At 60.3% G+C, this 11,815-nt stretch carries 11 protein-coding genes; 3 read left to right on the top strand and 8 right to left on the bottom strand.

What is annotated here, in order from left to right; translation table 11 throughout:
* Positions 1–205: 205 nt before the first annotated feature.
* The 3 genes from IEX27_RS06885 to IEX27_RS06875 all read right to left on the bottom strand — a co-directional run bounded on the left by IEX27_RS06885 (position 206) and on the right by IEX27_RS06875 (position 2,147).
* Complete coding sequence (locus IEX27_RS06885) at positions 206–589, bottom strand: YkvA family protein (RefSeq protein ID WP_188720211.1); 384 nt, start codon at positions 587–589, stop codon at positions 206–208.
* 110 nt (positions 590–699) lie between these two features.
* Positions 700–1,299 carry an RNA 2',3'-cyclic phosphodiesterase gene (thpR, locus tag IEX27_RS06880; protein WP_188720210.1) on the bottom strand — a complete coding sequence of 200 codons (600 nt, stop codon included), beginning with the start codon at positions 1,297–1,299 and terminating at the stop codon, positions 700–702.
* A 173-nt stretch (positions 1,300–1,472) separates the two neighbouring features.
* Positions 1,473–2,147, bottom strand: a complete 675-nt coding sequence (locus tag IEX27_RS06875) for an arylesterase (protein ID WP_188720209.1) — start codon at positions 2,145–2,147, stop codon at positions 1,473–1,475.
* Between the two features lie 59 nt (positions 2,148–2,206).
* Between IEX27_RS06875 and IEX27_RS06870 the strand changes: the two genes are divergently transcribed.
* The 3 genes from IEX27_RS06870 to IEX27_RS06860 all read left to right on the top strand — a co-directional run bounded on the left by IEX27_RS06870 (position 2,207) and on the right by IEX27_RS06860 (position 6,429).
* Complete coding sequence (locus IEX27_RS06870) at positions 2,207–2,905, top strand: ABC transporter ATP-binding protein (protein ID WP_188720208.1); 699 nt, start codon at positions 2,207–2,209, stop codon at positions 2,903–2,905.
* A gap of 32 nt (positions 2,906–2,937) precedes the next feature.
* Positions 2,938–5,496, top strand: a complete 2,559-nt coding sequence (locus IEX27_RS06865) for an ABC transporter permease (RefSeq protein ID WP_244630278.1) — start codon at positions 2,938–2,940, stop codon at positions 5,494–5,496.
* 189 nt (positions 5,497–5,685) lie between these two features.
* A complete protein-coding gene (locus tag IEX27_RS06860) occupies positions 5,686–6,429 on the top strand; it encodes a Bax inhibitor-1/YccA family protein (protein WP_188720206.1) in 744 nt (247 codons plus the stop codon).
* Positions 6,430–6,711: 282 nt separating this feature from the next.
* Here the strand turns inward: IEX27_RS06860 and IEX27_RS06855 are convergent, their stop codons facing one another.
* From IEX27_RS06855 to IEX27_RS06835, 5 genes are all read right to left on the bottom strand, one after another.
* The gene (locus IEX27_RS06855) at positions 6,712–7,113 is read right to left on the bottom strand and encodes a F0F1 ATP synthase subunit epsilon (RefSeq protein ID WP_188720205.1); all 402 of its coding nucleotides are present in this window, start codon (positions 7,111–7,113) and stop codon (positions 6,712–6,714) included.
* A 92-nt stretch (positions 7,114–7,205) separates the two neighbouring features.
* A complete protein-coding gene (atpD, locus tag IEX27_RS06850) occupies positions 7,206–8,663 on the bottom strand; it encodes a F0F1 ATP synthase subunit beta (RefSeq protein ID WP_188720204.1) in 1,458 nt (485 codons plus the stop codon).
* Positions 8,664–8,684: 21 nt separating this feature from the next.
* The gene (locus IEX27_RS06845; RefSeq protein WP_188720203.1) at positions 8,685–9,560 is read right to left on the bottom strand and encodes a F0F1 ATP synthase subunit gamma; all 876 of its coding nucleotides are present in this window, start codon (positions 9,558–9,560) and stop codon (positions 8,685–8,687) included.
* 13 nt (positions 9,561–9,573) lie between these two features.
* Positions 9,574–11,100, bottom strand: coding sequence for a F0F1 ATP synthase subunit alpha (atpA, locus tag IEX27_RS06840; protein WP_188720202.1), 1,527 nt, complete (start codon positions 11,098–11,100; stop codon positions 9,574–9,576).
* Positions 11,100–11,660: a F0F1 ATP synthase subunit delta gene (locus tag IEX27_RS06835; protein ID WP_188720201.1), complete on the bottom strand. Its 561-nt coding sequence runs from the start codon at positions 11,658–11,660 to the stop codon at positions 11,100–11,102. Before IEX27_RS06835 ends, atpA begins: the two co-directional genes overlap by 1 nt.
* Positions 11,661–11,815 lie beyond the last annotated feature (155 nt).

The raw sequence follows: 11,815 nt of genomic DNA, 5'->3' as shown, positions 1-11,815 counted from the left end.
GAGACTGTGACTGATTTGCTTCAATTCTATTTAATTTGAGTTACCAAAACGACTAATCCGTCATTTTTTTGAAGAATGAGGATCAAACGACACGGCCTCCTGCCGTGAATGGCACCCAAGCCCAAGTGAGGCAGGTTGACCGAAGGAAAAAGGCGAGAGTTTGTCCCGCCACCAAAGTTATCAGGAAAAGGTAAATAACCCGGGGCTATGCCGCGTCGCGCTCGACATTCATGAGCGCTTCACGCGCAGCGAGGCGGTGAGTTGGCCGGATGTGCGCCTTCACCGAGGTAAGAGCGGCCAGCAGAACCGTCACGTCGTCCGTAAAACCGAAGCCAGCGAGGAAATCGGGCACCACGTCGATCGGCATGACGAAATAAGCCAGCGCTGCAAGGAGAATGCCGCGCACGCGCGGGGGCGTGTCGCGGTCAAGCGCGCAGTAGAAGCCAGCGACGACATCCTCCGCAAAGGGGATCTGGCCGGCAGCCTTGCGCAGCGTACGCCAGAACTTCCGACGAACGGTCTCTTCCTTGCGACGGCTTTCGCTGCCGCTCAAGGGTGCAAGAATTTCGCCGACTTTAACTTCTTCCATCGCTGCTTTCTCCATCGCCCATACGGGCAGGCACTATGTGGTTACCTCCGGGGTGCTATTCAAGAATTTGTCCCACACCCAGCCAAGGGGGGGCGCCTCCCCTGAACCATTCAGCGACCGTAAGGAACGGCAACCGCGCCGAAGCGCGTATCGTCCTCCGGTTCGGCGTTGCTGCTCCTTTCGAGGGGCCAGACCTCCTCGATGACATAGGGGCCACCGCCGACCGAATCGCGCGAGGACATCAGCACGAAGCGGTTCACCTGGAACGGCAGCGTGGCGAAGTTTCCGCGCGTCGAGAGATACTGCGCTACCTGATCGAGGTTGGCGTTCTTGAGCCGCGCCAGCGTCACATGCGGCGTGAACTTGCGTTGATCCTTTGGCAAGCCCAGTCGCTGGCAGATGCGCTCGATCTCCGCCTGCAAGGCGAAGAGGTCAGGTGAAGGCGTCACACCCGCCCAGATGGAGTGCGGTTTCTTGCCGCCAAAGGCGCCGATGCCGGAGAGAGCCAGCGAAAAAGCCGGACGGTTAACCCGGTCCAGCGCGCTCACGATTTCGTCAGCGACATGGCCTTCCACGTCGCCGATGAAACGAAGCGTAAGATGATAGTTTTCGACATCAACCCATCTGGCCCCGGGCAGGCCACCCCGCAGGAGTGTAAGCGACAGCGTGGCGTCTCGGGGAATCTCGAGGGCGGTGAAAAGTCGCGGCATGGCAACCTCCTCGAATCGGCGCATCAGGCCAAGGCTTCAATCCGGCTTGCGGATTCCGATGCTCTTACAATGTCTTAGATCATCTAAAAGTGCTGATGGACGAATAGTGACCTAATGAAAACAAGCGAATCATCGATACGTTCCTGGGGCAAGCGGTTTGTCGCCCTATCCCATCACATGTTCTTTTTCGCCGGAGCGACAAGTGGCTTGAGCACGGGAAGCACGTTTTCGACTATCCGGTCGACGCCTTCCGCATTCGGGTGCATTCCATCGGAGAGCAGAAGGTTCGCGTTGGTCACCACGCCGTCGAGGAAGAAGGGCACGAGCGGTAGCCCGTGCTTTTCCGCCAGACGCGGATAGATGGAGTCGAAGCGACGGATATAGTCCGCGCCAAGGTTGGGCGCTGCGTACATGCCCACAAGCAGGATCTCGATGCCCCGCTCCTTGAGGCGCAGGATCATCTTTTCGAGATTCTGTTCGGTCACTTCCGGCACGAGCCCGCGCAGCATGTCGTTGGCCCCAAGCTCCAGGATCACGAGATCCGTGCCGTCCGGAACCGACCAATCCAGCCGCGAGAGGCCGCCGCTGGTCGTATCACCGGAAACGCCTGCGTTGGTCACTGATATATCATAGCCAAGCTGTTCAAGCTTTGCTTGAAGTCGCTCCGGGAAGCCTTCACCCGTGTTCAGCTGGTAGCCCGCCATAAGGCTGTCACCAAAACCAACGATCTGGAACGGCTCGGCAGCTGCAACATTGCGGCTACCGAGGGTTGCGACGGTGAGGATCAATAAAATCTTCGCGAGGCTGGAGACTCTGCTGCAAAAAACACGCAAAACTTTGTACTCCATAAAAGCAGCCCCATATTCGCTCAAACGCACCCGTCCTCTCCATATAGGAACACAGACCATTGAATGCACAAGTCATCGAGTTGAAGAATGTTTCCCTGCGGCTTGGTGATGGTGCCTCATCGGTGCACGTGCTCAAGGGCGTGAGCCTCACGGTAGAACGTGGCCATTCCACGGCGATCGTCGGGCCTTCGGGCTCGGGCAAATCGACCCTGTTGATGGTGATGGCGGGGCTGGAAAAGATAGACTCGGGCGAGGTCTGGATCGCGGGCGAGCGGATCGACCAGCTTTCAGAAGACGCCGTGGCATCCTTCCGCGGCCGTTCCGTTGGCATCGTCTTCCAGTCGTTCCACCTCATTCCCAACATGACGGCGCTGGAGAATGTCGCGGTTCCGCTGGAGCTTGCCGGTCACCCGGATGCGTTCGCAGTGGCGGAGCGGGAGCTTGCGCTTGTGGGGCTGAAGGACCGCGTTACGCATTATCCCGGAGAGCTTTCAGGCGGCGAACAGCAGCGTGTGGCGATTGCCCGTGCGCTCGCGCCGCAACCGGCCATCATCATTGCCGATGAACCCACCGGCAACCTGGACCAGACGACAGGACGCACTATCGCAGACCTGCTGTTTTCGACCGCAGCCGAGCGCGGCACGACGCTGGTGCTCGTGACCCACGATCCTGCCCTTGCAGCCCGATGCGACCGGCAGGTCACGATGCGGTCCGGCCGCATCGAAGAACCCCTGGCCGAGACGGCAGGCGGCGCGTGAACCAGATGCTCCAGAAGACCCAACCGGATCGAATGAATTCGTCTCCTGCCAAAGGGCTGCGCTTTTCGCTCGCGTTGCGCTTCGCTCTGCGTGAAATGCGGGGCGGGCTTGCGGGCTTCTTCGTGTTCCTTGCCTGTATTGCGCTGGGCGTGGCGGCCATTGGCGGCGTGAACTCTGTCGCGCGCTCGATCTCCACGGCGGTTGACAGTCAGGGGCAGGAGTTGCTCGGCGCGGACATTCGTTTTCGCCTCACCCAGCGTGAGGTGAACGAAGACGAGCGGGCATGGATCTCCTCACTGGGAACAGTTGGCGAGAGCGCGACCATGCGTTCCATGGTGCAGCGGGTGGACGGCAGCGATCAGGCACTGGTTGAGGTGAAGGCGGTCGATTCTTCCTATCCGCTCTTTGGCGAGCTGGTGGCTGAACCGGCGCTCGACCATGCGGCGATGTTGGGTGAGGCGAACGGGGGCTTTGGCGCGGTCGCGCCTGCGCTGCTGCTTGATCGCCTTGGCATAGCAGTCGGCGATGAGATTACGCTCGGCAAGAGCCGTTTCCAGATCCGCGGGGAACTCATCACCGAGCCAGACTCCGTTTCGGAAAGCTTCGGTTTTGCGCCTCGCTTGCTGGTCTCGATGGAGGGTCTGCGCGCTGCGGGCCTCATCCAGCCGGGAAGTCTCGTCCAATATTCCTACAAGGTGCGGTTTGATACACCACGCTCCGGCAGCCAGCTCGAAGCGTTGCGCGATGAAGCATCCGAACGCTTCCCGCTAGCCGGCTGGAACGTGCGCACCTACGACAATGCGGCCCCTGCCCTATCGTCCAATGTCGAACGCTTTTCGCAGTTTCTGACGCTGGTGGGTCTGACGGCGCTGGTTGTGGGCGGCGTTGGTGTCGCCAATGCCGTGCGCTCGTACCTCGAATCGAAACGGGCGGTGATCGCGACCTTCAAGAGCCTTGGTGCTTCCGGCAACTTCGTCGTTATCGTCTATCTCACCCAGATCATGCTGATCGCGCTGATCGGCATCGCCGTTGGCCTCGTCCTTGGCGCACTGATGCCGTTTGCCGCGCGGACTGCCTTGCAGCAGCTGCTGCCAATCTCGAATGAAGTGGGCTTCTATCCCGGCGCGCTGGCGCTGGCCGCCGTATTCGGTGTGCTGACCACGTTGGTGTTTGCGCTTCTGCCATTGGGCCGCGCACGGGATGTGCCGGCGACTGCGCTTTTCCGTGAGCTCGGCTTCGATGCCAAGGGATGGCCGCGCCGTTCTTATGTAATCGCGGCGCTGGTCATTGCCGTTGCGCTCGCAGGGCTCGCCATCTTCCATGCGGAAGAGCGGCGAATTGCCGTCATCTTCGTTGTCTCGGCCATTGGCGCGTTCATCGTGCTGCGGCTCGTCGGTTCCGGCGTGCAGATGCTTGCGCGGCGCGCGCCACGCGTGCGATCCACAGCGCTCAGGCTCGCGATCGGCAACATCCATCGGCCGGGCGCACTCACGACTTCCGTCGTGGTTTCGCTCGGACTGGGGCTGACACTGCTGGCAACGCTTGCCCTCATCGACGGAAACCTCCGCCGCCAGATCGCTGGGAACCTGCCCGAGGTTGCACCGAACTTCTTCTTCGTCGACATCCAGCCGCACGAAGTGGAAGATTTCAGTACGCTCGTGCAACGGGAGCTGCCGGGCGATCTCATCCGCGTTCCCATGCTGCGCGGCCGCATCACGGCGCTCAACGGTGTCGACGTGAAGGAGCTGAATGTTCCGCCGGAAGGCGAATGGGTGCTGCGCGGCGATCGGGGTATCACCTACTCCGCGACGAAGCCGGAGAACTCAACCGTTGTGGAAGGCGAGTGGTGGCCGGAAGATTACAGCGGCGAGCCGCTGGTCTCGTTCTCGGCGGAAGAGGCCCGTGAACTCGGCATCAAGATCGGCGATACGCTAACGGTCAATGTTCTAGGCCGGAGTGTCAACGCGAAGATTGCCAACTTCCGGCAGGTGGAGTGGGAAACGCTGGCGATGAATTTCGTCATGGTCTTCTCGCCCAACACGTTCGCCGGCGCGCCCCATGCGTGGCTGGCGACGCTGACCGCGCCTGATGCAAAGCCCGCGGATGAATCGCGGGCACTCAACGCAGTCACCCGGGCCTTCCCGACCATCACCTCGGTGCGCGTGAAGGATGCGCTGGACGTGGTCAACGATCTCGTCAGCCAGCTTTCCACAGCGATCCGGGCGGCGGCGTCCGTGGCGCTTATCGCGTCGGTGCTGGTGCTGTCGGGCGCGCTTGCCGCCGGCAACAAGGCGCGTGTGCATGATGCCGTGGTGCTCAAGACCCTTGGAGCCACCCGCAGAACCCTGATTCGGGCCTTTGCCTATGAATACATGCTGATCGGGCTTGCGACCGCGGTGTTCGGGCTCGCGGCCGGAGCCGTTGCCTCCTGGTACGTGGTGTCGCGGATCATGAAGCTGCCGTGGTTGCTGTTGCCCGAAGTTGCACTTGCCACGGTCCTGACCGCACTCATCCTTACGGTGGCTTTCGGCCTCATAGGCACATGGCGGGTGCTAGGACACAAGGCAGCTCCGGTGCTACGAAACCTGTAACTTGCGGGACATTGTCCCCACAGATGGCTCGCTAAGCTGCCGGATACAATTCGGCGTTACATCGAGATAAGGTCTTGTTCTCGCCGGCAAGTAACATCATATTTCAGGTACGCAAAGCTGGGCTTCCGCCAGCGGCGTTCGGCTGACGAGCCGTCACCCGACGGAAGGAATAGCAAAGAAGAGGAACACATGGCAGACCTTCGCAATTATCAGGCTCGCATGGCGACCGGCGCCCGGGCCGACGCGGCCATAGACGAGGGCCTACGCGCCTATATGATCCGCGTTTACAACCTCATGGCTATCGGCCTCGCCATCACTGGTGTTGCCGCCCTGGCTGCATTCAATTTCGCATTCGTTGACGGACAGCTAACCGCGTTCGGCCAGGCGATCTACCTCAGCCCGCTGCGCTGGGTAGTGATCCTTGCTCCGGTTGCGCTGGTGTTCTTCATGAGCTTCCGCATCGACAAGCTGAGCGTATCGGCTGCGCAGACGACCTTCTGGATCTATGCCGCGCTGATGGGCCTCTCGCTGTCGACGGTGTTCCTGGTCTACACCGGTGAAAGCATCACCCGCACGTTCTTCATCACGGCGGCTTCGTTCGGCGCGCTCTCGCTTTACGGTTACACCACGAAGCGTGACCTGTCCGGCATGGGCTCGTTCCTGATCATGGGCCTGTTCGGCCTGATCATCGCCTCGCTCGTGAACATGTTCCTGGGCTCATCGGCCCTCCAGTTCGCGATCTCGGTGATCGGCGTGCTGATCTTCGCTGGCCTTACCGCCTACGACACGCAGCAGATCAAGGAAATGTACTACGAAGGCGACAGCACCCTGGTTGCAGGCCGCAAGGCCATCATGGGCGCCCTGCGTCTCTACCTCGACTTCATCAACCTGTTCATGTTCATGCTCCAGTTCCTGGGCAGCAACCGCGAATAGTCAACAGGTACACGGAAACGAAAAAGGCGGTCTTCGGGCCGCCTTTTTTGTTGGCTCGATTGCGCCTCGCACGGCAGGGTTACTGAACGCTTTTTCGCTCCTCTTATAGCGCCTACTGGAGCCCTCGCCCTTCGACGAGCTCAGGATGAGGCTGGAGTGACTGTCACCTCGCTCCTGTGCGAGGCGGTCTGTGCCAGCTCCCAATGGCAGGCCAACCGCGAAAAAGAAAAAGCCCCGCTCCGGAGAGCAGGGCTTTTCAACTCGATACCAGGCTGGCCGGTATTAGCTCAGCACGTGGTTCAGCGTCGTGAGGTGTCCAAGGAACTCCTCAGCCTTTGTCCGTGCCTCGTGGTCGAGGTTGCTGTCGATCTCGGTACGCAGCTCAGCGATACGACGCTGAAGGGCGGCCTTGTCGAAATCTTCCACGGTGCTGGCCGACTCAGCGAGCAACCGGCAGGTTTCCGGCGTGATGTCGGCGAAGCCGCCGAGCACGACGAAGCGAACGGTCTCGCCGCTTGCACGCTTGACCGTAACCAGACCCGGCTTGATCGTCGTCATGGTTGGTGCATGGCCCGCCATGACCGTCATCTCGCCCTCAGTCGCTGAGATAACAACCTGCTGAACTTCCTCGGAAATGAGGAGACGCTCAGGGGAGACCAGTTCAAAGTTGAAGTTTTGGGCCATATGTCGCTAGCAAACAGGGAACGGCAGCTGCGTGATCACACTGCGTCTGCCGTCCGTCTATCCGCTACTCCCTAACGCTAGTCGCTGATGGATCAGGCTGCTTCCGCTGCCAGACGCTGAGCCTTCTCGATCGCATCCTCAATGGTGCCGACCATGTAGAAAGCAGCTTCCGGCAGGTGGTCGTAGTCGCCATTCACCAGGCCCTTGAAGCCCTTGATGGTGTCCTGGAGATCAACGAGCTTGCCCGGTGAACCGGTGAACACCTCAGCAACGAAGAACGGCTGCGAAAGGAAGCGTTCGATCTTACGAGCGCGAGCAACGGTGAGCTTGTCTTCTTCAGACAGCTCGTCCATGCCCAGGATCGCGATGATGTCCTGCAGCGACTTGTAGCGCTGAAGCGTCGACTGAACCGCACGGGCCACCGAGTAGTGTTCTTCACCGACGATCATCGGGTCAAGCATACGCGAGGTGGAGTCGAGCGGATCCACTGCCGGGTAGATACCCTTTTCAGCGATCGAGCGGTTAAGCGTCGTGGTTGCGTCCAGGTGGGCGAACGACGTAGCCGGCGCAGGGTCGGTCAAGTCGTCGGCGGGAACGTAAATGGCCTGAACCGAGGTGATCGAACCCTTGGTCGTGGTCGTGATGCGTTCCTGCAGGGCGCCCATGTCGGTTGCCAGCGTCGGCTGATAACCCACAGCGGAAGGAATACGGCCCAGCAGAGCCGACACTTCCGAACCTGCCTGCGTGAAGCGGAAGATGTTGTCCACGAAGAACAGAACGTCCTGGCCCTCGTCGCGGAAGTACTCAGCCAGCGTCAGACCGGTCAGAGCAACGCGAGCGCGAGCACCCGGAGGCTCGTTCATCTGGCCGTAAACGAGAGCGGCCTTGGAGCCTTCGCCACCACCGTGCTTGTTCACGCCGGATTCGATGAACTCGTGGTAGAGGTCGTTACCCTCACGGGTACGCTCACCAACGCCAGCGAACACCGAGTAACCACCGTGCGCCTTAGCGATGTTGTTGATCAGTTCCTGGATCAGAACCGTCTTACCCACGCCGGCACCGCCGAACAGGCCGATCTTACCACCCTTGGCGTAAGGAGCCAGAAGGTCGAGAACCTTGATGCCCGTGACCAGGATCTCGGCTTCCGTCGACTGCTCGACGTATTCCGGAGCCGGCTGGTGGATGCCGCGGGTCTGCGTTGCGGTGATCGGACCAGCTTCGTCAACCGGCTCACCAATCACGTTGATGATGCGGCCGAGCATTTCTGGGCCAACCGGAACGCTGATGGCCGAACCCGTGTCGCGCACTGCCTGACCACGGACCAGACCATCGGTCGAGTCCATGGCGATGCAGCGTACGGTGTGCTCGCCAAGATGCTGTGCAACCTCGAGAACCAGGCGCGTGCCCTGGTTGTCGGTCTCAAGGGCGTTCAGGATTGCAGGCAGATGGTCACGGAACTGGACGTCCACCACCGCGCCGATAACCTGCGTGATGTTTCCAACCGCTCCACCGGCCGCGACTTCCGCAGTCCCTGTCGCTGCTTTAGCCATTCGTTGTACCTCTTCGATCCGTTAGAGCGCTTCCGCGCCCGAAATGATTTCGATCAGTTCCTTGGTGATCTGGGCCTGACGCTGGCGGTTGTAGGTGATGGTCAACTTGTTGATCATCTCACCTGCGTTGCGCGTTGCGTTGTCCATGGCGCTCATCTTGGCGCCCATCTCACCAGCTACGTTCTCGAGCAGAGCGCGGAAAATCTGAACCGCGATGTTGCGCGGGATCAGGTCTTCCAGGATTGCCCCGGCGTCGGGTTCGTATTCGTAAACCGCGCCCGTATCCACAACGGTCACGTCAGCCGGAACTGCTGCAGGAATGATCTGCTTTGCAGTCGGGATCTGGCTGATGACGGACTTGAACTGCGAATAGAACAGCGTGCAAACGTCAAACTCACCGCGCTCGAACGAACCGATCACCTTGGCAGCGATCTCGTTCGCATTGGCAAATCCAATCTGCTTCACCTCGCGAAGCTCAACCCGATCGGAGATCAGATTGGGGAATTCGCGGCGGAGAATGTCATAACCCTTGCGGCCTACGCAAAAGATCTTGACCTGCTTGCCCTTCGCCAGAAGCTCGCGAGTGTGATCACGCGCAAGCCTGGCGATCTGGCTGTTGAAGCTGCCACACAGACCACGTTCGGCCGTGCAGACGACGAGCAGATGCACGTCGTCCTTTCCCGTCCCCCGCATCAGCGCGGGGGCGTCGTCACCTGAAATGGACGCGGTGACATTGGCTAGCACCGCACCCATGCGTTCAGCATAGGGACGAGCAGCCTCGGCCGCTTCCTGAGCACGACGCAGCTTCGCCGCGGCGACCATCTGCATCGCCTTGGTGATCTTCTGCGTCGCCTTAACGGAGGCGATCCGGTTGCGTAAGTCCTTGAGTGAAGCCATGCCCGCTCAGTCCTTAGGCGAAGTTCTTCGCGAAGGTTTCAATCTCGTTCTTCAGGCGGCCACGGAGGTCGTCAGAAAGAGCCTTCTCCTTGCGGATTGCCTCGAGGATCGAGCCTTCAGCGCGCAGGTGGTTCAGCAGACCCTGCTCGAAGCGAGCAACGTCCTTGACCGCCAGCTTGTCGAGGGAGCCCTGCACACCTGCGAAGATCACAGCAACCTGCTCTTCGGTCTTCAGCGGCGAGAACTGCGGCTGCTTCAGGAGCTCGGTCAGACGTGCACCGCGGTTCAGCAGGCGCTGCGTTGCAGCGTCAAGGTCCGAACCGAACTGCGCGAACGCAGCCATTTCACGGTACTGAGCCAGCTCACCCTTGATGGAGCCTGCAACCTGCTTCATGGCCTTGACCTGAGCGGCAGAACCCACGCGGGAAACCGACAGACCAACGTTCACAGCCGGGCGGATACCCTGGAAGAACAGGTTGGTTTCGAGGAACACCTGACCGTCGGTGATCGAGATCACGTTGGTCGGGATGTAGGCCGAAACGTCGTTTGCCTGGGTTTCGATAACCGGCAGAGCGGTCAGCGAGCCAGCGCCCAGCTCGTCGTTCATCTTGGCCGCACGTTCCAGCAGACGGGAGTGCAGGTAGAAAACGTCACCCGGGTAAGCTTCGCGGCCTGGCGGACGACGGAGCAGCAGGGACATCTGACGGTAGGACACGGCCTGCTTGGACAGGTCGTCGTATGCGATCACGGCATGCTTGCCGTTGTCGCGGAAGTATTCGCCCATCGCGCAGCCTGCGAACGGTGCAAGGAACTGCATCGGAGCAGGATCGGAAGCCGTAGCAGCGATAACGATCGAGTACTCAAGAGCGCCACGCTCTTCGAGAACCTTCACGAACTGTGCAACGGTGGAGCGCTTCTGACCAACAGCGACGTAGACGCAGTAGAGCTTCTGGCTCTCGTCATCGCCCTGGTTCAGCGGCTTCTGGTTGAGGAAGGTGTCGAGGATGATCGCGGTCTTGCCGGTCTGGCGGTCACCGATGATCAGCTCGCGCTGGCCGCGGCCAATCGGGATCAGGGCGTCGATTGCCTTGAGGCCGGTGGACATCGGCTCGTGAACCGACTTGCGGGGGATGATGCCCGGAGCCTTCACGTCAACGCGGCGGCGTTCCTTGGCGTTGATCGGGCCCTTGCCGTCGATCGGGTTGCCGAGACCGTCGACCACGCGGCCGAGCAGCTCCGGACCAACCGGAACGTCAACGATGGCGCCCGTACGCTTGACGGTGTCGCCTTCCTTGATGTCGCGGTCGTTACCGAAGATCACGACGCCGACGTTGTCGACTTCGAGGTTCAGCGCCATACCGCGGATACCACCGGGGAATTCGACCATTTCACCAGCCTGGACGTTGTCCAGACCGTAAACGCGGGCAATACCGTCACCGACGGAAAGCACCTGGCCTACTTCAGAGACCTCGGCCTCCGCCCCGAAATTCTTAATCTGATCCTTGAGGATTGCGGAAATTTCCGCAGCGCGGATATCCATCAGCCGACCTCTTTCAGTGCAACCTTGAGAGAATTAAGTTTTGTCTTGAGCGACGTATCGATCTGGCGGGAGCCAACCCGAACGACGAGACCGCCGAGCAGAGAAGGATCAACCGTCACCTTAACGGTGACATCCTTGCCAACCAAATCGTTCAGCGCGGCCTTGAGGGCCTGCTCCTGATCGGCTGTCAAAGCATGGGCAGCAGTCACTTCCGCCGTCGCCTCGCCACGGGCATCGGCAGCAATCTCGCGAAATGCGCGGATCATCTGGGGCACAGCGAACAGACGCCTGTTCTGGGCCACAACTCGAAGAAAATTACCTGTGAGGCCACCGATCTTCGCACCATCAAGTACGGCGCCGATCGCCTTCTGTTGCTCTTCCGAAGAAAAGACAGGGCTTTCAATCAGGCGTCTCAGATCAGCACTGCCTTCAAGCAATGCCTCAAAGCGACCCAGATCCTTCTCGGTCGCGGAGGTTGCGCCTGCTTCTTCGGCCAACTCGAAGAGCGAGCGTGCATAACGCGCTGCCACCCCGGAGACCATTGAGCCAGTTTGTGCCACGGTCCTACTCACAGCTTTAGGTCGCGAGATCGGACGCTAGAGTTTTGGAAACTCGGGCTAATCCCAGACCTTGTTGAAATCCTTATGGCGCTTAGGCTTGGAGAAGCCAAAGCTTAGAGCCGTGAGCCGTCTAGCACAGGCTTTCTCGACTCGCA

Origin of the sequence: Nitratireductor aestuarii (assembly GCF_014641695.1) — a bacterium.
Classification (GTDB): Bacteria; Pseudomonadota; Alphaproteobacteria; order Rhizobiales; family Rhizobiaceae; genus Chelativorans; species Chelativorans aestuarii.
The sequence above is the reverse complement of the archived record's forward strand: the minus strand, read 5'-3'. Positions and strand labels throughout refer to the sequence as shown.